13 protein-coding genes, 6 tRNA genes and 1 other RNA gene are annotated in these 22,254 nt (G+C 57.9%); 14 read left to right on the top strand and 6 right to left on the bottom strand.

From position 1 onward, the window contains the following. The first annotated feature begins 92 nt into the window (after positions 1-92). Positions 93-3,674 carry an NPCBM/NEW2 domain-containing protein gene (locus tag P5540_18060; protein ID HRT66722.1) on the top strand — a complete coding sequence of 1,194 codons (3,582 nt, stop codon included), beginning with the start codon at positions 93-95 and terminating at the stop codon, positions 3,672-3,674. A gap of 279 nt (positions 3,675-3,953) precedes the next feature. Beyond that, on the top strand, positions 3,954-4,964 hold the full coding sequence (locus P5540_18055; GenBank protein ID HRT66721.1) for a M23 family metallopeptidase: 1,011 nt from the start codon (positions 3,954-3,956) through the stop codon (positions 4,962-4,964). 81 nt (positions 4,965-5,045) lie between these two features. Here the strand turns inward: P5540_18055 and P5540_18050 are convergent, their stop codons facing one another. Continuing rightward, on the bottom strand, positions 5,046-7,463 hold the full coding sequence (locus P5540_18050; protein ID HRT66720.1) for an extracellular solute-binding protein: 2,418 nt from the start codon (positions 7,461-7,463) through the stop codon (positions 5,046-5,048). Positions 7,464-7,530: 67 nt separating this feature from the next. Further along, a complete protein-coding gene (locus P5540_18045) occupies positions 7,531-8,289 on the bottom strand; it encodes a lysophospholipid acyltransferase family protein (GenBank protein HRT66719.1) in 759 nt (252 codons plus the stop codon). Positions 8,290-8,462: 173 nt separating this feature from the next. On the opposite strand from P5540_18045, the gene P5540_18040 reads away from it, so the two are divergent. The 7 genes from P5540_18040 to P5540_18010 all read left to right on the top strand — a co-directional run bounded on the left by P5540_18040 (position 8,463) and on the right by P5540_18010 (position 16,485). Next, positions 8,463-9,698 carry a PQQ-like beta-propeller repeat protein gene (locus P5540_18040; GenBank protein ID HRT66718.1) on the top strand — a complete coding sequence of 412 codons (1,236 nt, stop codon included), beginning with the start codon at positions 8,463-8,465 and terminating at the stop codon, positions 9,696-9,698. Positions 9,699-9,921: 223 nt separating this feature from the next. Next, a complete protein-coding gene (locus tag P5540_18035; protein ID HRT66717.1) occupies positions 9,922-10,323 on the top strand; it encodes a response regulator in 402 nt (133 codons plus the stop codon). Beyond that, positions 10,324-11,922 (top strand): ATP-binding protein, encoded by a 1,599-nt coding sequence (locus P5540_18030; protein ID HRT66716.1) that lies wholly within the window; start codon positions 10,324-10,326, stop codon positions 11,920-11,922. It begins immediately after the preceding gene. Then, positions 11,919-12,332 carry an Rrf2 family transcriptional regulator gene (locus tag P5540_18025; GenBank protein ID HRT66715.1) on the top strand — a complete coding sequence of 138 codons (414 nt, stop codon included), beginning with the start codon at positions 11,919-11,921 and terminating at the stop codon, positions 12,330-12,332. Before P5540_18030 ends, P5540_18025 begins: the two co-directional genes overlap by 4 nt. Before the next feature lie 27 nt (positions 12,333-12,359). Next, positions 12,360-13,628 carry an aspartate aminotransferase family protein gene (locus tag P5540_18020; GenBank protein ID HRT66714.1) on the top strand — a complete coding sequence of 423 codons (1,269 nt, stop codon included), beginning with the start codon at positions 12,360-12,362 and terminating at the stop codon, positions 13,626-13,628. 9 nt (positions 13,629-13,637) lie between these two features. Next, positions 13,638-14,447 (top strand): PIG-L family deacetylase, encoded by an 810-nt coding sequence (locus tag P5540_18015; GenBank protein HRT66713.1) that lies wholly within the window; start codon positions 13,638-13,640, stop codon positions 14,445-14,447. 40 nt (positions 14,448-14,487) lie between these two features. After that, complete coding sequence (locus P5540_18010) at positions 14,488-16,485, top strand: cation:proton antiporter (GenBank protein ID HRT66712.1); 1,998 nt, start codon at positions 14,488-14,490, stop codon at positions 16,483-16,485. A gap of 357 nt (positions 16,486-16,842) precedes the next feature. Here P5540_18010 and dnaX read toward each other — a convergent pair whose 3' ends face one another. Next, positions 16,843-18,525, bottom strand: a complete 1,683-nt coding sequence (gene dnaX / locus P5540_18005) for a DNA polymerase III subunit gamma/tau (protein HRT66711.1) — start codon at positions 18,523-18,525, stop codon at positions 16,843-16,845. Positions 18,526-18,620: 95 nt separating this feature from the next. Further along, positions 18,621-18,887: signal recognition particle sRNA large type (ffs, locus tag P5540_18000), an RNA gene on the bottom strand. Positions 18,888-19,065: 178 nt separating this feature from the next. Between ffs and P5540_17995 the strand changes: the two genes are divergently transcribed. Further along, positions 19,066-20,832, top strand: a complete 1,767-nt coding sequence (locus P5540_17995) for a hypothetical protein (GenBank protein HRT66710.1) — start codon at positions 19,066-19,068, stop codon at positions 20,830-20,832. Between the two features lie 343 nt (positions 20,833-21,175). Here P5540_17995 and P5540_17990 read toward each other — a convergent pair. Both P5540_17990 and P5540_17985 read right to left on the bottom strand, forming a co-directional pair. Further along, positions 21,176-21,251, bottom strand: a tRNA-Glu gene (locus P5540_17990). Positions 21,252-21,286: 35 nt separating this feature from the next. Then, a tRNA-Gln gene (locus tag P5540_17985) sits at positions 21,287-21,362 on the bottom strand. A 382-nt stretch (positions 21,363-21,744) separates the two neighbouring features. On the opposite strand from P5540_17985, the gene P5540_17980 reads away from it, so the two are divergent. From P5540_17980 to P5540_17965, 4 genes are all read left to right on the top strand, one after another. Continuing rightward, positions 21,745-21,820: transfer RNA gene (locus tag P5540_17980), tRNA-Thr, on the top strand. Positions 21,821-21,857: 37 nt separating this feature from the next. Further along, positions 21,858-21,943 (top strand) — tRNA-Tyr (locus tag P5540_17975). A gap of 21 nt (positions 21,944-21,964) precedes the next feature. Continuing rightward, a tRNA-Gly gene (locus P5540_17970) sits at positions 21,965-22,041 on the top strand. Between the two features lie 15 nt (positions 22,042-22,056). Beyond that, positions 22,057-22,132 (top strand) — tRNA-Thr (locus P5540_17965). Positions 22,133-22,254 lie beyond the last annotated feature (122 nt).

The raw sequence follows: 22,254 nt of genomic DNA, 5'->3' as shown, positions 1-22,254 counted from the left end.
GGAAATCGGCGTTACATTCCGAAACCTTCACGACTCCGAGAACAAGGTACCCTCAAGCCGATATTGGGAACGAAAAAACGGGGAGATTATCCATGTTGACCCTTGGATGGCTGGCGCTGGTATGTGGAAATGCCTTGGGCGCATCGGTCGAATATCTCAGCGATGTGCAAAATGAGCGTATCGTCTATTATCAGACCCAAGGCTGGGGCGTGATGGGCATTGACACGGCGGTAAAACCGATGGACGGCCGCGATCCCATGCCCTTGCTTGTCAAAGGCGTTTCTTATGAAAAAGGACTGGGTCATCATGCGCCGGGCGAAATTCTCGTCGAACTGAATGGGGAATATGCGGCCTTCGACGTGGAAGTGGGCGTGCAACAGCAGGACAGCGGGGCCGGATCGGTCGTTTTTCAAATCTTCGTGGATGACGAGAAACGCTTCGACAGCGGCGTCATGCGAGGTTCCGATTCGGCGAAGCCGGCGCATGTCCCGCTCGATGGCGCGGACATTCTGAGGCTGGTCACAACGGATGCCGGGGACGGCATCACCTGCGATTGCGCGAACTGGGCCGATGCGCGCCTGACGCGGGCGGAGACGGCGTCTCGCAAACCATCTTCGGAACCCCTCGACATTGCCCCCTTTGGCCGCGTGGCCACATGGGATCCGGCACGCATGGACGGCGCGCGTTCGACGCGAATTCAGGAGTTTTCCGCGGATGACGTTTACCTTGAAACGCCCGTCAAGCCGGACAAGGGGCTTTACACGATTCCCATCCATGCCGGCAATCGGGGTTGCATCGGCCTGCAATGGGCCGAAACACGGCTATTGAAGCGCGTGGGCGTCGTTTTTGCCACCGAAACGGCCCCCGTCCCCGGCGATGCCGCCGTTCAGTTTTGGACCGGTGAATCGCCATGGCAGGGTGTATGGAAACCGCTGGCCGGCGAAGTGCAACGAGACGGTCAGGCATGGCTTTTCGATATTGATCTCAAGCGAAATCCCGAATTCCCGCGAACAGGCACGGAAAAGATTCGCTGGATCGTCCCAGAAGCGCGGTCCTTGCCGCCAATCGAACAGTTGTCGGCGTTTACGCGATCGAATTGGGCCGAAACCACATTGCGCATCGAACTCGAAGAACCGGCCGGCGAAGACGACGGACACATCGAAATCTACAACGGCGCTTTGCTGCCGGATTTGACGTCCGAGGCGCACTCCAACACTTCGTGTCCCCTGCGGGACACGGTGCGCTTGAAGGTCAAATACAGCCGGCCACGCCCGTCGAAATCTGATCGGACGGTGTTGCGCATCCAAACGCCTCGGGGAACCTGCGGGATTGCCGTCGAAGACGTGCTGTCGCTCAAACGGGTGTATGTCCCCGCAATCGGGGTCTATGCGACGCCCGACAGCGAACCAACTTCGCTGACCGAGTACCGCGATTCCCTCGCCGGCCACAAGTCGGTGCTGGAACGCGTGCGGGCCATGCCGGATCAATCGCTTGCCCAAGCGTTGGCGCATACGCACAATCCCATCCAAAATAACGGCCCGACGATGCTTTCGCTGGCATGCGACAACCGGAAAGTCATCGCGCATCGTGACGGCGGCATCCAGTTCGAGCCGCTGGGGGGGATTCCGCCCGAAACAGGCAGCGGAACATCTCCTTCCTGTCGCATGAGTATGCGGTTCGGTTCGGGCAAAGCGCCTGTCGCCAAGCGTATCTTGCGCGGCGAATGGCTGCCCGCGCCGGAAATCACAATCGAAGAAGGCGGCGTGATGTACCGTCAGTGCGTATTCGTTGCGCCGGGCGGACGTCCCCTTGCCACCGCGCCGCAATGGCTCTACGACAAGCCGGTATGCGTCGCGGAATATACCTTTGAAGGATCGGGCGAAGTCTCGCTTGGTCTTGCCGTCGCGGGTGGCGATCGCGCATACAAACCGGAGACAGACCCGAACAACGCTCGCGGATGGTTTGTTGAGCGGGGCCGGCTTCTGGCTCATGTCGCCATGGTGGACGAGGGATTGAAGTGCTTCGCGGCCGGTGATGAACTGGCCATTGCGGGCCGGGTAACGGCGGGCAACCGTCTGCGATGCACCGTTTTTATCCCGTTGTGGCAGGCGCTTGCCGCCGACTTCGAACCGGAACCGGATTGCGCGCCCCTTTTTGCGGACTTCCGGGATTATTGGGATCGGATCATGGCCGGGGCGATGCAGGTTGAGATTCCGGACCCGCTGTTGAGTTCTATCATCCGCGCATCGCAGGCGCATTGTCTGCTGGCCGCGCGCAACGAACGCGACGGCGCAACGGTGGCGGCATGGATTGCTTCCGATCGTTACGGCCCCCTTGAAAGCGAGGCGCACGCGCCCATTTACGGCATGGATTTGATGGGGCATCGGGATTACGCGCGGCGGTCCCTTGATTTTTTTGTCCAACGCTACAAGCCCGATGGCCTGCTGACGACCGGCTACACGTTGATGGGCACAGGCTGGCATCTATGGACGCTGGCGCGACATCATGCCCTGTGGCAGGACAAGCCATGGTTCGATCTTGTCGCGCCCAAGGCCGCGCAAGCCGCCCAATGGATTGCGCGGCAGTGCGAGAAGACCCGCCGAACCAACCGTTCCCCCGAAGAAACACCGGAAGCCGGTCTTGTGCCGCCCGGTGTTGGCGCCGATTGGAATCGTTTCGCATACCGTTTCGCGATTCAAGCCCACTATTATGCGGGTTTGCGGGAAATCGCCGATGCCCTGAATCGGATACGGCATCCGCAAGCGGGGCGCTTGTCCGGAGAAGCGGACCGATTCCGGGAAGCCATCCTGTACGCCTACCGGTGGAACCAAGCCCGGACACCCGCATGGCCGCTGTTTGATGGGCTGTGCATTCCGGCCTACAGCGGCATGCTCTATGGATTCGGCACGACCGGAGAGATGATCCCGGGAGAAGACGGCAACCGCAGTTGGGCATACGATGTCGAGTTGGGCGCACATCATCTTGTTCCGCTGGGAGTCATCGGACCCGGCGATCCCGAAACGGAGCAAATGATCGATCACATGGAAAATGTCTGGTTTCTCCAAAGCGGCATGGGCGACTATCCCGCAGACAAGAATGAAGCCGATTTCTTCAACATGGGAGGTTTCTCCAAAGTTCAACCGTATTACACCCGCAATGCCGAAATTTACGCCCTGCGCGATGACGTCAAGCCGTTTCTAAGATCGTATTTCAACGCCCTCGCGGCCCAAGTGAGCCTCGAAAACCTGTCGTTGTGGGAGCATTTCCACAACATCGGCGCATGGAACAAAACCCACGAAACCGGCTGGTTTCTGGTCCAGACGCGCACCCTCTTCGTGGCCGAACGTGGAGAGGATCTCTGGCTGGCGCCGTTCGCACCCAGCCAATGGTTCAACGACGGCAACGTCATCGCCATCGAAAACGCCCCAACGCGATTCGGAACGGTCGGTTATCGAATCGTCTCCTCCGTGTCAAAAGGCCATATTGACGCCTCGATTACACCGCCCGCACGCAGCACACCCGGCGCCATTGTCTTGCGCGTCCGTCATCCGGGGGATTTACCAATGAAATCCGTGGAAGTCAACGGGACGGCGCACACCGATTTCGACCCGGTAAAAGCCATTATCCGCCTCGCAACTCCTGCGGGAACTCCGAAAATTCATATTGTGTATTGATCGAAATTCGTGAATTATTACTTATAATATTATTAGCATAATGACATTCTAAAAAGGGTTGACTCAGGACACTTTGTATGCTATATTTTGACCGCGTTGAAGGGAACTGCCGATATAATTGAAAGCAGTCTGACTGCGCGAGGACACGTGATGAAGTAGAGATGCCTCGCCGTACGGGTACACGAGAATGCCCGTACAATGGGTGGTGGAATTACCCGGCTCCGAGCCAATTGTAGCACAGAAACTTGGATTACGGACGCATCGTGGGAGCCTAATCGGATGAAAAAGTGGACCGTGATGCTGATACCCCATGATCGGGGCAGCTCGCGAACGCTTAATCTGAGCGCTTACCAGATATGGCTGGTGGTGATGGTGGTGGTTGGGCTGTCTTTCACCACTTCATTCTTTTTCAAGCGCCATGAGTGCTATGTCCGGCAGGTAAAGCACCTCGAACAGGTGCGGCGCGACCTTGAAACCCAGTATGCGCAACAATTTTCGGCTCCGAATCCCCAGCCGGCCATGACCGCCCAAGAGCGCCTTGAACTCGAACAGCGGCTTCGCTCGGAATATGACGCCACTCTTTCGCGGATAACGGCCCAGTTGAGCGAGTTGCGCGACATGGAAAACCAGGCGCGCGGCCTGACGGGCCTTGCGCCACGGCGCACGGTACGGGAAGTCAGCATGGCTCCCGGAGGCGGCGGAAAAGGCGGCGGAGCGAGTTCGCTCGATGCCTTGGCATACGAGACGGAAGATCCCAAAATTGTTTCCCCCAGCGTAATCTACGGGCTTTCGCAGCCCTCGGCCGATCTGATCATCCAGGAAATCAATTTGCGGACAGCCAGCCTGCAGGAATTGGTCCGTGATCTACGGGCCAAGCAGGAGGAAGTGACGCGTCTACCGTCCATCTGGCCGACGCTCAGCAGCCGCCGCGACATCAGTTCCCCCTTCGGATTTCGGAAGGATCCGTACACGTTCCGGATTTCCCATCACGATGGCACGGACATTACGGCCCCGCTGGGTTCGCCCGTAATTGCGACAGCCAAAGGCACCGTGGTTTACTCCGAATACGACAAGGGCGGCCTCGGCCACCTCGTCAAGATCAACCACGGCGGCGGCATCGAAACATGGTACGGTCATCTCCAGACCCGGCTGGTCGAAGTGGGCGATCAGGTGGACCGAAAGACCGTCATCGGCAAACTGGGTTCGACCGGGCGAAGCACCGGACCCCATATCCACTACGAAGTCCATGTCAACGGCGTCCGGGTCAATCCGGCCAAATATCTGAAGTAGCCACGACTTCATCCCCTCCATAATGCCCTATCGCCCTTGGGGCAAACCGGGTGCGTCCGGCGTTTCTTCCCGAATGGAGGATCAATTTTCCGTTTCGTAGTGGACCCAAATCCTGGAGAGGCGGAGTTGGACGACGGTAAGGACAAGCACAATGGCGAAAAGGAACCACGCCATGGCGGAAGCATAGCCCATTTTCATATAACGGAAGGCGTTGTTGAAGAGGTGGTAGGCGTAGAAGAGGGTCGAGTCGAGGGGGCCGCCCTGTGTCATGATGAAGGCCTGCGTGAAGATTTGAAATGTGCCGATGATGCCCATGATCAGGTTGAACAGAATATAGGGGCTGAGCATGGGGATCGTGACGTGGAAGAACTGTCGGAAACGGCCGGCGCCGTCGAGTTCGGCGGCCTCGTAAAGATGGCGGGGGATGCCCTTCAGCCCCGCGAGCCATACGATCATGCCGGAGCCCGCGCCCCAGAGTCCCATGACGATCAACGCGGGTTTAGACCAGTATTGGTTTTGAAGCCACGCCGGGCCGTGAACCCCGGCCTTGGCGAGCAGGGCGTTCAGGATGCCCGCGTCGGGATTGAAAATCCATACCCACAATATCGAAGCGGCGACGGCGGGCATGATCGCGGGCAGGTAAAAGAATGTCCGGTAGATCGCCATGCCTTTGATTTCATAGTTGAGCAGCAGGGCGATCGCGAGGCTCAAGGCCATGCCCAGCGGAATGCCTATTGCCATGAACAGGGTGTTCCAGAGCGACTTGTAGAACAACGGATCGTCTGTGAGCATTGCGGTGTAATTGTCGAGTCCGACGAATTTGGGCGGCGACAGCACATCGTATTGGCAAAAACTCATCAATAACGAAAAACAGATGGGGCCGCCGCCGAACAGAATGAATCCGGCAAGCCACGGCATGGCAAAGAAATAACCGGCGCGGTGTTCACGCCGAAAATAGCCGCGCGCGCGCACGCGGCGTCCGAAATGCCAATAGCCGAACGGCAACCCCACAATGACCATGGCCACGTATATCCCTATAAGCGGGGCCCAGCGGACCACTGGGTACGGTTTCGGATTGTAGATTCGATCCAGTTCGGCCTGCACCATTTTTGCGTTCAAATCGAGCGCGATTTGCGCGTTTTTACGGGTATCGTTCTTGTCGTAGCGCTTGAAGATGCCGCTGTCGAGCGCGCGGACCTGTGCCGTCCACAACAATTGCCCAACCGGCGTAATGGGCAAATGCTCCGAGAAGGACATGCCGCCGAAAAATACGCGCATCGCATCCTTGTACTTCTCTTCGATGCCGGGATTGGCGTACAGGTAATGTTCGAGCGCCCATTCGGTGACGTCGCGACGCGCGCTGAACCACGGGATGAAGATGTTGCCTGCGGCCTGAGCGGCCTGTTTTCGGGCATTGGCGCGTATTTCGTAGGCTTGGCGCGACGCAAGGTGCTTGATGAATTTCCACGCCTCGTTTGGATGGCGTGCTCCTTTCGGCATCGCCCATGACCAGCCCGCCGACCAGCCGAGCGCTTTTTTGCCCGCGGGCGGCGGCGTGAGCACGACGCCAAACCGCATGTCGCGCCGTTGGTTCGCTATCGTGTTGAGGAAGCCGTCGCCGTCCACTCGCATTGCGATTTTCCCTGACAGAAACGGGTCGAGATCGCCGCCCTGCAGTGATGTCTGAAACACGCTGACCGCTTCCGCGCCGCCCATCAGGTCGTAGATTTCGGTCACATACGCGAGCGCCTCGACGGTTTCGGGACCGTTGAGGGTGCAGGTCCGCCCGTCGGGACTCAGAAATCGCCCCCCGTTCAGCCAACTGTAGAGATACAACCACGAATTACCGAAATTCGGTATGAATCCCACGCGGATCAAACGCCCGTTGTCGTCGCGTTCGGTCAGGATCTCCGCGCACTTTCGGAGTTGATCCCAATCGCGCGGCGGACCGGGTTTCGCCGGATCGTCCGGATCAACGCATCCGGCGGCGATAAGGGCATTGGCGTGTTTGTCGAAGATGTCCTTGTTGTAATAGAGGGCGCGATTATCCGTGTCGGCGGGGATGGCGAAGAGTTCCCCCTTGACCATGACATCAGACCAGCATGCCGGGAAGAACTGTTCCTCGCGCAACGTCATTGGATCGTTTGGATATTCAGCCAAATCGCGATCGTAGAAGGGTTGGAGCGATTCGAACGCACCCCGCGCGGCCATGCCGCCGACGGCGTAACGGTTGAACCATACGACATCCGGCGGATCGCCGCCCGCAATGGCCGTCATGAGCCGCTGCGGATCGTCAATATTGTTGATGCAGGCCGTCTGGCCCATGATGACTTTGATGGGAGGACACCCATCGCGGCCGTCGTGACGTGTTTCGAAATCCTGGATCAGATCCAGAGCGAGCGTGTCCCACTCACTGCCCCAGAAAAAGATCGTAACAGGTTCGTTGGCATGCGCCGCCAACGCCGTGAAAATGAGAACCAGTCCAAAGGCATTTCGCATGCAACACATGAGACCATACCGGCCATTGCCGGCTCAAGTCGGTTTCGTGGACGAGGCTGGACAGGGGCTATTCCATCGGGACAAATTGCCGCAAGGACGCCTCATGGACCGCTTTTGCAAGTTCTTTGCGGTCCGTTCCAGAAATGGGTTCCGTTCCGAAGGTGAGAACCGCATCGAAGCCGGGATATTGGGCCATTCGGACAAAGTGCGCCCCGAACGAAATGGGTTCCCACCAGGTAATCCATTGCGTTGCGGGCGGCAGACCGGGGCGCGGATTGTAATGGATCGTTGCGTAATAAACGGGAATGCCATATTCAATGGCCGGTGCAAACAGGGCCGTTTTATAGGGCATGATGGTCGTGCCCTTGGATGTCGTGCTTTCGGCGAACATCACGACCCCTTCACCCCGATCGAGCGTTTCCCGGATGAGTTTGTTCACGCGAACGGTGTCGCTTCGTTTCTGGCGGTCCACGAAAATGGCATTGACGCGCCGGGCGAAAAAGCCGATGGCGGGCCAATGCGCCACTTCGCTTTTGGCGACGAATTCGCCGCCCACCACGCTGGCGATGGTCAGGCCGTCCATATAGGTCAAATGGTTTGAAACAAGGAAGAAGGGCGGTTTTGGCGGTTGGCCATGGACGATAATCCGCATGCCGAACATGCGCGCCACGCAACGGGCCCATGTCCGAAACGCAAAACGCCGCCAGCGGACGGCGCCGCCCTCAAACAGGCGCGCAAATGGCCGCCCCAGCGTCCATAACACAAAAAACGCCAAGATGTAGCCCGCCATCCCCAGAATGCGAATGGCCACGCGAAAAGTGCCCATGAACTGTTTCCTCGATCTGCAGGGCGCGTATCGTATCATGCCCCCATGGGATTTTGGAAATCAGTCCTTTTCCCGACACCCGTGACAGTCTTTTGACGTCCGGTTTGTTTTTGACTTCTCCCGCAGGTACGCTATCGCGTGATTTTGGACAATAAATAACGAAAGGTACGACGATGAAGACATCCGCAGCCGTTTTTTCAACCGTGTTGCTGTACATTTCATGTATGGCTTTTGCGGGTGATTCGCCGCAGTTTCGGGGCCCCAACCGCGATGGCAAATTCGACGAACAAGGCTTGTTGAAGACATGGCCTGAGGGCGGTCCGTCCATTGCATGGATTGCACAGGGGCTGGGCCGGGGCTATTCGTCGGTATCGGCCGTACAGGGAAAATTGTATACAACGGGCATGCTCGAAGGCGAAATCGGCCACCTGTTCGTCCTGAGCGCGGATGGAACGGTCGAAAAGAAAATCCCATACGGAAAGGAAACCACGAACGATCAGGCGCCCGGTTCGCGTTCGACCCCCACGCTGGATGGCAATCGGGCCTACCTGATGTCCGCGCTGGGCATGGTCTATTGCATCGATCTCGACACCGGCGCAAAACGTTGGGAAGTGAACGTTCTCGAACGTTTCAACGGTTCGAACAACCTGTGGAATCTGGCCGAGTCGGTGCTGATTGACGGCGAACGCGTCATCTGCACGCCGGGCGGTAAGGACGCCGTCGTCGCGGCCCTGGATAAAATGACCGGCGAAACCGTCTGGACCACCAAGGGTCTCGAAGACCGTGCTTCCTATTGCTCGCCCGTCATCGCCAATCATCATGGACGTCGCATTCTCCTGGCTGAAACCAGCAAGTACATTCTCGGCGCCGACGCGGAAACCGGCTCGTTGTTGTGGTCTTTCGAGCAGAAAGTGCCGTGGGACATACACGCCGTCCCGCCCGTGTACAGCAACGGCCTCGTGTATTACACCGCGGGCGACGCCGTGGGCGGCGGCGCGCTCGAAATGGCGCCGGACGGGATGTCGGTAACGTCGAAATGGACCAATCGCGACCTTGATTCGCTGCATCACGGCGTCGTGCTGGTGGACGGCTGCCTCTACGGGACGAGTTCGAAGCGGGGCCGGCTGGTATGCGTCGAAATGGCCACGGGCCGCACCCTGTGGAGCGCAAAGGAAATCAAGGAGTGCGTCGTCGTGTACGCCGACGGCATGCTCTACACTTATGAAGGGCCGAAAACCGGCATTGTCAGTCTTGTCAAAGCCGTCCCGTCGGGTTTTGAACGCACCGGCCAGTTCACCGTCGAACAGGGAACACACCAGCATTGGGCACATCCGACCATCGCTCACGGCCGTCTTTATATTCGCCACGGCGACGCCCTGATCGCCTATGATGTCGCCGAAAAGAAATAGAACGCCTGTCTCGTTGTCGTCGCCGGAATTATGGACACGTGAAGGGGATGGCGAATTTGGGCTCGCGTTGATGGGGTTGAATGTGGGGAAAGGTTTCCCTAGAATCAATTCCGTTGAGGGTGACGCTTTTTGTTAGAGTATTCATGTGTCCTCGACAGCGATTTAGCAATAGGGAAATCCAGTCGCTGAAAACGACATTGCGGCAAGGCCGCCGAAGGGAACCATGCTTGAAAATCGTCGCAAGGCTCTTGTTGTTGACGATGAAAGCGATGTCCGCCTGTTTGTGAGAACCATTCTCGAAACGGAAGGGTGGCATGTCGTTGAAGCCGTCAACGGCCAAGAAGCGATCGACATGGCCAACGACGAGGCGCCGGATTTGATCGTGCTTGATCTGATGATGCCGGTCAAGGATGGCTTTGAGACGTTCAAGGAACTGCGCGAGGGCGTTTTTACGAAAGACATACCCGTCGTGATGTTGACGGCGATCAATCAATTCGAGCAGGAAGCGAAAGAGGATGAGGCGTCGGTGGGAAACCGGTACGGCGTGGCAAGGCCGGAGGGATTTGTGGAGAAGCCAGTGGATCCGGTCTTTCTGCTCTACACCATCAATGGAGCGGTGAGGTAAATGGATCAATACGAACTCGTTGTACACAAAGGCGGATTGGAGTTCGGACGTTTCGGCATCGGGGAAGGCGGCTTGGCAATCGGCCGCAGCACGGACGCGGATGTAATTCTGACAGATAGCGCCGTGTCGCGCTCGCACGCGCGCGTCTATCTCGATTTGGACAAGATCATGCTCGAGGATCTCGGATCGCGCAACGGCATCTACGTCAACGGCCGCCTGATGCGCAAGACGGTCCTGACCGAGCGCGACCGGTTCCAGATCGGCGACTATCTGTTTTCCATCGAACGCGCCGTCCCGGTGAACAGTTCATCCACGACCATTTCCTATCATCAGGGCACACTGCTGTACGAGCAAATGGTCTCGCCCGGCGACAAGGGCCGCCTGCCGATTCTCTATCGGGCGGCCCATCTGCTGGGCAGCGTGTTCGACATGGACGATTTGCTTTCGCAGATACTGGCGTTGATTTTCGAGGCCGTGCCGGCCCAGCGGGGATTCATCCTCACGATAGATGCCAACACGCAAATGCCGGTCATCCGGGCCTCGCATTCGCAGGAAACAACCGGAGATGGCCCGCCCCTCAGTCGCACGCTGATCGATCGCGTGCTGGGCCAGAAGGACGCTGTCATGACGATGGACGCCTTGGCGGACGAGCGTTTCGACGCGTCGAAAAGCGTGATGGCCCACGCCATCCGATCGGCCATCTGCGTGCCGCTATGCGGCCGGCAGGGCGTCATTGGCGCCCTTTACGTGGATTCCGGCACCAAGGCGATGCCCTTTTCGCACGGCGATTTCGAACTCCTCATGGCGCTTGGCCGTGTGGTGGGGTTGACGGTCGAAAACGCCCAACTCCACCACGAGAAAGTCGAGCAGGAACGTTTGGCGGCCATCGGCCTTGCCATGGCGAGCGTCGGGCATTGCGTGAAAAATATCCTAACCGGCATGAAAGGCGGCGCCGAAATCGTCGAAGAAGCCACCAAATCCAAGGAATGGCGCCGCGTCGAATGGGGGTGGCCGGTCCTGAAACGATCGATTGATCGCATTGAAGGACTCATGCTCAACCTGTTGATGCTGTCGAAGGAGCGCGTACCCGAACGGACCGCGACGGATCTGAACAAAATCATCGAAGACGTGTTGGGCACGATTGAACTGCGCGCAAAGGACGCCCACGCCGAACTCCATTTCGACCCCGTTCCCCTGCCCCCCGCGTATGTGGACGGCGCCTCGATATACCGTCTGGCGCTCAATCTCATTGTCAATGCCATCGAGGCCTGCCAGGATAAGGGAGGCCATGTGACGGTGGCGTGCTCCGCCGACTCGTTCGGACACACGATTCAGGTGAGCGACACGGGCTGCGGTATTTTGCCGGAAATGATCCCCCATTTGTTCGATGCTTTTTCGAGCACCAAAGGATCGCGCGGGACGGGATTGGGCTTGGCCTGCTGCTGGAAAATCGTAAAGGAACACGGCGGCACGATCGAATGTTCCAGCGAACCGGGCAAGGGCAGCGTGTTCACGGTGTTCTTGCCGCCTGCCGATTCGGCCAACTCGCCGCCGCCGCTGTTTCTTGCCCCTGTTTCAGGATCGGATTGTCCACGATGAATATCTCGTCACGTTGTGAATATGCCTGCCGCGCGGTCATCGAATTGGCTCGTCTTTCTTCCATGTCGCAACCGACGACGATAGAGGCCATTGCCCGAAAGCGTGGCATTCCGGAAAAATTCCTCGTCCAGATATTGCTCCAGCTCAAACGCGCCGGCATTGTGCGCAGCGTTCGCGGCGTGCATGGCGGCTATCTGCTGGGACGTATGCCCGAATCCATCACGCTGCTGGACATCGTGCAAGCGGTGGACGGGCCCGTGCTTCGTCCCCTGCCGGTGCGAGACGAAGGTTCCGCCGACCTCGCCCCCACTTGGCGAGAAGTCGCGGCAGGCATCGAGAACGTCCTGCGTGAAGTCACCGTCCGGACTATACTCGATCGCGCCAGCGCCAGCACAATGTATTTCATTTGATTTTTTCAAGGAAAAGGGAAGTATTTCATGAAAGAGGAAACAATTCTTCATCCAAAGGAACCGAAGGGAAACGCAATCCGCCGGCGTTTGGACAAGGTTGTTGGCCGCGGCCTGCGAACCTATACCCCCTCGCAACTCGTGGTAAAAAAAGCCAAAGGCTGCCACATTTGGACGGTGGACGGCCGGAAACTCATTGATTTTACGAGTGGCGTCCTCGTGGCAAACCTCGGCCACGGTCATCCGTTGTTCGAACGGCTTTACCGCCGTTACGCGTCCGGTCTGCCGCGCAATGCCTACAATATGATTGCCCCCGTGGAAGTCGAGGCCTCCGAACGTCTGATTGAAAGCATGCACAATCCAAAGGCGCAGAAGGTTTTGTGGGCGGCGAGCGGTTCCGAGGGTATTCAGAAAGCAATGTGGGCCGCCTTGCACCGCCATCCGGACCGCCCGATTATGGTCGCGACGCGCGGGGGATTTCACGGGAAAAAGGGACTGGCCGGTGAAGTAACCGGCGAATCCAGTCCAAACCCGAATGTTCGATGGATTTCTTTTCCCATGCACGAAGTCAAGCCGCCCGCATTCTATCAGGCCGAACTCGATGCGCTCGCCAAAGCCAATCCGGGCCGGATTTCCCTGCTCATCACCGAGCCATATCTCGGCGCAAAAGGATCATTTCATCCGCCCAAGTGGTATCACAAACTTTTGCAGGCATGGTGCGAAAAGCACGATGTTGCGTTGATTTTTGACGAGGTCCAGGCCTGTCATGGCCGGACGGGCCGCATGTACGGGTTCCAGACCTACGGCGTCCGGCCCGATCTGGTTGTGCTCGGCAAGGGCCTCGGCAACGGCGAACCGGTAGCGGCCGTCGTCGGCCGGGCCGACCTGATTGACTCGCTGCATTACGGGGAAGCCTCCGACACCTATAGCGGCAATCCGCGCGCCTGCGCGGCCGTCTGCGCAACTTTCGACGTATTCGAACAGGAGCGGATAGTGGATCACTGCCGTGCCATGGCCAAGGTAATGCGCCGCAGCCTCGATGGCCTGATGCGGCGTTTTTCCTTTATCAAGGCGGTCCGCGGTGAGGGTCTTGTCTATGGCATCGAAATGGTTGACGACGCAACGGCCAATCGCTGCGTGCTCGAGGCTTATTATGGGAACGGAAAGTCCGGCGTGCATTTCCTCGGTCCCCTTGCCGGCAAAGTGCTGCGCGTCAGTCCGCCCCTAATCATCACCCGCCACGAGATTGAAACGGCCTTTTCCCTGATAGAAACGGCTTGGCGGTGCATCAACCCTTAGGAGAAGGATATGGCGCGGAAAAAAACGGTTCTTGTGGTGGTTGCCCACGCCGACGACATGGAATTTCTCGCGGGCGGCACGGTCGCGCGCTTTGTTTTCGAAAAGGGCTACGACGTTTACGAATACATCCTCACGGACAATGCGAAAGGCTCGTACCGGTTGTTGCCCGAAGTGCTGATCGAATTATCGGCGCGGGAAGCCATCGAGGCCGGTGAAACGCTCGGCCTGAAGGAAGTCCGTTTTGAAGGTTATCCCGATGGCGAACTGAACGAGGTGCATCCGAATGTGCTTCGTGGCCAGATCATGGCGATTATTCGGGAACTCAAGGCCGATGTGGTGATGAGTTGGGATCCGTTTGCGCCGGGCGAGGATCATCCCGATCACCGCATGGTTGCCATGGCCACGCTTGAGGCGATCTCATTTGCCTCCAATCCACTTTTCTATCCGAATCACCGCCATCCACCGTACATGGTTACTGAAGCGTACTGGTTCGCCAAGCATCCATGGAATGCCGACTATTTCGTGGACATTTCTTCCACGATTGACAAAAAGATTGAAGCCCTGCTCAAGCATGATTGCCAGATGGCGCTGACCGTGGACGCGCTTGCCCGCGAAGCCGAGGTGATCGGCGCCGATGTGCCCATCACGCGCGACATGCCTCCGGAGCAATACCGTCCCATCATCGAAATGGGCGTGCGTCGGTTTTGCGCGGAAACCGGGGCCGCCGCCGGGATGGCCTACGCCGAGCGATTCCGCCATGAAAAACCGGGCATGCTGGACAAGGTTCTCGGCACGCAATTTGTCCAACCAGATTTTTAATCCGAACAGGGGAACAGGATAAGGAACTCCGACGGAACGTATGGAAACCAACGCGCATTTCCTTGATGCAATCGTCATCATTTTCGGTGTGGCCGTCGCCGTTGCATGGCTTTTTCGCCAGGTGCGGGTGCCCACGATTATCGGATTTCTGATAACCGGCATGGCCATCGGGCCTTCCGGCTGGCAACTGGTGGGCGCCGAGAATGTCGCCCAGTTCGCCGAAATCGGCCTCGTGCTTCTGTTGTTCACAATCGGGCTTGAGCTCTCCCCGGAACCATTGATGCGATCGGGGATACGGCTGGCCAAGGCGGCGAACGGCCAGATAGCCCTGACGGCCGCCCTGGTCGCAGGCATCCTGATAGCCGCTACGCAATTGAGCGGCATGACCAGCCTGTTGTTCGGCGTGGCCGTCGCCCTCAGCAGCACGGCCATCGCGCTCAAGCAACTGAGCGACCGGGGCGAAACCGGCTCGGCGAACGGGACGATCATCATTGGCATATTGCTGCTTCAGGATGTCGTCGTCATCGTGTTGCTGTTGTTGCTGTCGGTGCTGGCGCCCGGCGGCGGTTCGTCATCCGGCTGGATGCGCATCGTGGCGCACGCGGCGGCGGGCATCGCGATTCTGGCGGCGGCAACGGGATTGGCGCGGTGGCTGTTGCCGAAGATACTTAACCAGATCGTGCGTTACGGCGGACGCGAATTGCTGACGTTGTTCGCGGTGCTGATGGCATGCGGCGGCGCCTGGGGCGCGTCCGCCATGGGCTGGTCGCCCGCCTTGGGTGCGTGCATTGCCGGCCTGCTGCTGGCCGGCGCCGACCAGCGTCATCAACTCGTGGCGGAAATCACGCCGTTCCGCGACGTGTTCAATGCCTTGTTTTTCATTTCGCTGGGCATGCTGGTCCGGTTGGAAGTCCTTTTCACCCATCTGCCCCTGATTTTGGCCATGATTGCCGCCACACTCATCCTGAAGCCGTTGTTGACGGCCGGCGCGGTGGCCATGGCCGGCTGGCCGGTGCGGGTGGGCATTCATGCCGGCATCGGACTCTGCACCGTCAGCGAATTCAGTTATGTGCTGACCCATCAGGCAGCCCGGCAGGGCTTGGTCCAGCCGGAAGCCATGGATCTTATGGTCGCCTATGCGGTTTGCACGATGATTGGCGGCGCGCTGCTGTTTCCGTTTGCCGGACCGATTTCCCATGCCATCGGGGGGTTGTTGCGGCGCGAGAAAGAACACTCCGGGGAACGGGAAACAAAACCGTCCGAATTTCATGATCATGTCATCATTATCGGTTATGGTTTTACCGGTTCGAATCTCGCCCGCATGTTGACGGCGACCCATATCCCCTGCTGCCTCATCGAGATGAATCCCGCTCACGTGGCCAAGGCGCGGGGCGACGGCATCAAAGTCATCGTCGGAGACGCCGTGCGCATGATTATCCTCGAACACGCCGGCATTGACGCTGCGCGCGCCCTCGTCGTCGCCATCAACGATCACGAGGCGACACGTCGAATCGTCGCGCAGGCCAACGCGCGCCGTCCCGAGCTCTACATCCTTGCACGCACCGACTTCGTGACCAACATGGACGCGCTGTACGAAAAAGGCGCGAAACTCGTGATCCCGCAGGATTTCGAGACATCCATCGAGGTCGCCGCGCATATTCTGCGCCAGTTCGGGATCCCCGACAACATCGTCGAGGCCCAGATTGCGGCGGTGCGGGCGGGCGGGTACGGCATGCTGCGGGGCAAGGCCACTGATCGCGCCGCGCAAACCGAACTCATCAAGATCCTCGAACGCACCACCACCCAGACGTTTTATCTCGCCGATCACAGCCCTGTGTGCGGGCAAACCGTCGCGCAACTGAATTTGCGCGCCCAAACGGGCTGCATGATCATTGCCGTTGTCCGATCCGGTACACCGACGACCAATCCTTCGCCGGATTTTATCTTCCAGCCCAACGACGTGCTCGTGCTGGTCGGCGCGCATCAGCAAATCGAGGCCGCCAAGGGCCTTCTCGACCGCGGCGCCTCCTTGGAATAACTAAATGAAATACAACCGAAGCCAAGCGCCTGATGGTATTTTTTTGGCTTCTCTGTCCAAATGGCGGCTTGCAGAAAGCCATTTTGAGTAATTAGGCAACGGTTTTTTCGGGTTAGCGTTCTTGAGACACCTCTTCTTCGCGATGAAGAAGAAGTGTCCCCGATCAATCGTATTTTGGACCGCTCTGCCATGCGGATTTGTGTTTGGAATCGCCTGGCCCGAACATCCGTACCCTGTTTTCCATCTGCGGGTATCTGCGTCATCTGTGGATCATGTGGTTTTCCGCAGATGACGCAGATACACGCAGATATCGAACAGATGAACGGGATAAAAAGCTAACTTTCAAGGCCCCGCCGTTCATTCGTGGCGGCGGGGTGGCTTGACCTCAATGATGACGCCCTTGACGTTGTCAACAATGGAGGCAATGTGGGGATCTTTGAGGGCCGCACGGGCATCTTCCGTAGAGACACGCGCGCCGTGCGGGAGGCGTTCCGCGGGAGGGACGGATTCGACGGCGGGTTCGTCTTCGGTAATTTCGCATCGAAATGTGGCCAAGTTGTCCGTAATCGCCGCCAATGTTTCCTCGATGCGTCGGCGATGTTCGGGTTTATCGAGGGGCACACGGCCTTGGACTGAACGGGCCGGAAAACGCAAGACGAGGACGCTCTCCTCGACGGCGGCGGGCCTTGCATTCGACAAATGGACGCGGAGGGCCAATTGGTCTTCTGTGGCCTTTTCAAATATGACAGCCCATGCAGCCTCAAGGTTGTGCGCGTCAACATGGATGCGTTTGGCGGGGGCCGGCGCTTCGGATTCGTAGGCGCCAGGCGCTTCCTGTGCGCAGGCGGGCGCCAGGGCATCCGAAACCGGCGCGGCAGCCATGACGGCGCCTTCGCCGAGCATCATGACCTTTTCAAGAACGGTGTCCACGCTGATTTCAACGGCGCGTTTCGACAAACGGATCAACAACGTTTCAAGCGCAATGCGTTGCGCCAATTGGGAATCGAATCCTTTCGTGAGTTCCGCGAACTGTTCGACAAGTCGGATTAGATGGGTCAACGTGAACTGTTCCGCCCGTGTTTGCATCGCGGCCACTTCGCTGTCCGGCAGTGCGAGAAGTTTTTTTGCGGCGCCCGCCTTGCAAACGAGCAGGTTCCTGAAGTATCGCAGGATGTCCTGGACAAACTGGGTCAAGTCCTTGCCCGCGAACACAACGTTTTCGACCAGTTCCAACTGCCTTCCGATGTCCTTGGCGACAATCGCGTCGCACAGATCGTGCATAACTTGCCAATCCACAAGGCCAAGGACATCGAACACGTCCTTGAATGTAATCTCGTTGCCGCAGTATGAAACCAGTTGATCGAGTATGCTTTCGGCATCGCGGACACCGCCCTCGGCGGCGCGGGCAATGGCGTGAAGCGCCTCGTCGGTACAGTTGACGCCTTCCTTGTCCAATATTCCCCGAAGCAGCGCGCAGATTTGCGGAAGCGCCACGCGGCGGAAATCGAAACGCTGGCAGCGGCTGATAATCGTCGCGGGAACTTTGTGCGCCTCGGTGGTCGCCAAAATGAAGATCGCGTGCGCCGGCGGTTCTTCCAACGTCTTGAGCAACGCATTGAAGGCGCCGGCCGATAATTGGTGCACCTCGTCTATGATGTAGACCTTATACCGTGAACGTGACGGCACGAGCCGTACATTCTCGCGTATTTCACGGATATCGTCCACGCCATTGTTCGAGGCCGCATCAATCTCGATGACGTCCATGTTGTTGCCGTCCGAGATTGACCGGCAATTCTCGCAGGTCATGCACGGCTGAACGGTTGGAGTGTTTGTCGAGAGACAGTTCAACGCCTTCGCGACAATACGGGCCGTGGTGGTCTTGCCGACGCCGCGCGACCCGATGAAAAGGAATGCATGCGGAATACGGCCCGTTGCAATGGCATTTTGGATTGTGCGTGTGATGTGTTCCTGGCCGACGACATCTTCAAACGTCTGCGGCCGCCACTTCCGCGCAAAAACAACGTAATGTCCGCCAGCCATGAAGCCTCCGTGGGGAATTCAGAATTTGGTAGTCGGAAATCAGAATGGCGTTCTTCCAACTCCCAACTTCCATCTCCCAACTTCAGAAGAATTACCCGCGCACCCGCCGTCGAACGCTTGCCCAGAACGGCCACGAAGCCGCCGGCTCGGGCCAGGCACTCCCGCAGCACACGTGAACATCCTCCTACGGCTGCTTCCGTCAGGACCTGACCGGGTTTGGCGGCATCACGTTGAGCAGGACCCAACCGTCAACACCACGTGCTTCGCACCTGGCTAATGAACAAGACGTCCTCGGGCGGGAATTCGACCTCGCTAAAGCGGATTGCGAGTGCAGGGCACCGCTAGTTCCCCGTCTAGCGCGGGCAAAATTGAAATCGCCTTCAGACAGCGACACCTTAGCACAGCCGCATGAAATGAGTCAAACGGTCCGGAAACCCGTGCCTTTTTTGATGGATTTCTCCATCGTGAAACAGGCATCTTCCATTTTCAAAAGGTGACTATGCTACGATTGGGTAAACGCCAAACGAGGGAGGACAAACGATGACAGCGGCAGAGTGGCTCGGGGCCGTAATAGTGGGTTTGGCTGTATCTCTATCGGGCATCGCGGCGGAAGCACAATTGCCTGGAAACCGAATGCTCAACAACTTCGTCATGCAACTCGCCCCGCCCGGCCCCGTGTCGTCCGGCGATGCCGCGATCGAATTCGAGAATCCACGCGAGGGATGGGTGTTAATTTCATTCGATAAACCAAAAAGACCGCGCCCGGCGCCCTTGGCCTTCCTCGACACGGAAAGCGATCCGATCCTGTGGCGTCCTCACCCGACAACCGGTGCGCTGGAAGCGATGCGATACCTGTCGTCCGGGCCGCACGCGCTGTGCGTGAAACAAGGCCGCGGTTGCCGCCTCGATATCCGCGCCGTGCCGGAAATCATGTATTGTTACTATCCGACGAAGCCGCACATCGCCAGCCACGGTCCCTACGACTGGGCCTTCATGGAGCGCCACGTCCTTTCGGATGTCAACGTGCTGGTTACGCGATCGAAGATCAACCCGGACGAGTTCAACCAATGGACGCGTGAAGGCCGCCGCTGGATCGCGAACGCGAGCTTGCCCGGCCTAGGCAAGCCGGAGCCGCCCGACGTCGAGGAGGTGTATGCGGCATGGGCCGATAATCCGGGCGTAACGGCGCCGGGTTTCAGCGGCTTGATCGTGGACGAATTCTGCGGTTCGGATTTGATGCATTACGCCCCATGGACCGATGCGGTCAAGCGGCTGCGCGAAAATCCTGCGTTTGCCGGGCGGACGTTCTATGCGTGGTGCGGCGCGCTGCACGAAAAAGAAGCCAGCCTCGCATTTGCAAAGGCGTTGAGCGGATGGGGATACCGCTTCGTGTGGGAGCAGTACATGCGGGAGGCGCCATCGGAAGAAAAGGCCTTGCGGCAATTCGACGGCGATCTTGTCCGGCCGCTTGTCAAATGGCAGGCCGCCATGCCGGACATCGGAAAGAAACTGATCGTCTGTCTGGGCTACCTCTCCGCGCCGCCGGAATCGCTGAACCGGGATCCAGGCGTGGACTACCACGTCTTCATGGACCTGCAATTCCATCGCCTCGCCACGGATCCCGCATGCGCCGGCATCTACGGAATCATGGAATACATGGCCGATTACGCGGACGAGGAATCGCTGCGTTATGCGCAGAAACTGTTTCGGCATTACTGCATCGAGGGCAAGCGCACGCGGTACAACATGGATCCGTATCGCCTGGCCCACATCGCCAATCCCGATTTTGAGAACAGGCTCGCGGGCTGGGACGTTTTACCGGCCGAGCCGGGCAGCATCGAAACTGGTTCGATGAAGGGATTCAGCTGGCTGCAGGGCCGCTACCCGGAAACGCGGCAAGGCGATCGGTATTGCGTCATGCGGCGATCCGCTTCACGACCGAACCGTGTCGGACAGATCGTTCGAGGGCTCAAGCCCGGCCGCCTCTATTCGGTCAAATGCCTGTCCGCCGACCTGCAACGCCTCGCATGCGCGGAAAAAACGACTCTGACCATTGGGGTAGACAAAGCCGACACTCTTTCCGAATACGGGTTTCAATGCATCTTTCCGAGTTGTTACTCACACCAGGTTGAACCCTACGACGCAAACCATCCCGCTCACATGAGCTACCACCGTCTTGTGTTCAAGGCCAAAGCCCGCACAGCACGAATCTACATATCCGACTGGGCATCTGATTCTGAACCCGGCGGCCCCATCGGAGGGCAAACCGCCTTCAATTTTGTTGAAATTCAACCCTTTCATCCTTGAACACAAACGCGAAACGGGCGCATACCTATCCGCTCCTGAGACTTTTTGTGCTTACGGGGTTCCTGTTTTTTTCATTGCTGTCCAAAATAACTTGAGAGCACCGAGTTCTTGAGACAAAAGAATGAAAAGTTCCACGACGATTGGCGTTTCCGGGCAATTTCATTTTGGATCAGGTATCGAGTTCTGGTGGTGAAATTGAAAATGGCCGCTCTGTAGCGCCGATTTCCAAATCGGCATATCGTGTTTCAGCAAGCCGGTTTGGAAATCGGTGTTCCATTCCGAGAACTTCACGACTCCGGGAACACGGTACTCTCAAGTGATTTCAAGAGGGAATAATGATGAATGGCAGCCCGTAGGGGAATCGAACCCCTGTGACAAGACTGAGAATCTCGCATCCTAGACCGCTAGATGAACGGGCCGCAAAAAGGCGGAAGAATCCACCCGTGTCGCCTTATGGCTGCCGGACTAGGACTCGAACCTAGACTAGCCTGATCCAGAGTCAGGTGCCCTACCAATTAGGCCATCCGGCAATGTTTTTATATTATCGCAAGGTGACGCGGAAAATCAAATCGGCGATTCGCAATCCGTCGAACGAATGGCGACACGTTTGCCAACGTGCCTTGAAAACGGACCAAGATGCTGTCTTACCTCCATTTTATGTTCAGACAGAATTTTCAGGATTGCACTGGTAACGGGAAGGCAACTGAACGAAATCGGAGGAAATTCCGTGTGTTGAATCAATCCGATTTCTGCGTGTAACAATTTTTAGGTCTTTGCTCCCCAAATCCGGTCCTCTTGTCCCAATCAAGCCATGACGGATGTATTCGCCGCGCGTTGCGCTTGACTTTGGCGGAAAACGTTTGCTATCGTACAGCCTTGCCGCTTGATAGCGTCAGGACTTACCGGGTGCCGGCTGGCGTAGCTCAGCAGGTAGAGCAACGGATTTGTAATCCGTGGGTCGGGGGTTCGATTCCCTTCGCCAGCTCCAATAGCACGCGGAAGTGATGGTGTGTGTTTTTTTGCGTGGTGAGATGCCCGAGTGGTTAAAGGGAACGGGCTGTAAACCCGTCGGCAATAGCCTACGAAGGTTCGAATCCTTCTCTCACCACCATTGTTGAATTTGGTTGCATGAGCGGGAATAGCTCAGTTGGCTAGAGCGTCAGCCTTCCAAGCTGAGGGTCGCGGGTTCGAACCCCGTTTCCCGCTCCACGTAATGAATTATGGGCCCGCGTAGCTCAGTAGGTAGAGCACTTCCATGGTAAGGAAGGGGTCAGCAGTTCGATTCTGCTCGTGGGCTCCATCTTTTGTTTATGAAAGCAGGCGGGTAACCGCAACAGAGATCGCCGACAGACACGGAGGTATAACGCGACATGGCAAAGGCAAAGTTTGAGCGGACAAAGCCGCACGTGAACATTGGCACGA

This window comes from Candidatus Hydrogenedentota bacterium, from assembly GCA_035450225.1.
GTDB lineage: Bacteria > Hydrogenedentota > Hydrogenedentia > Hydrogenedentales > SLHB01 > DSVR01.
This window is presented reverse-complemented; position numbering and strand designations above follow the sequence as displayed.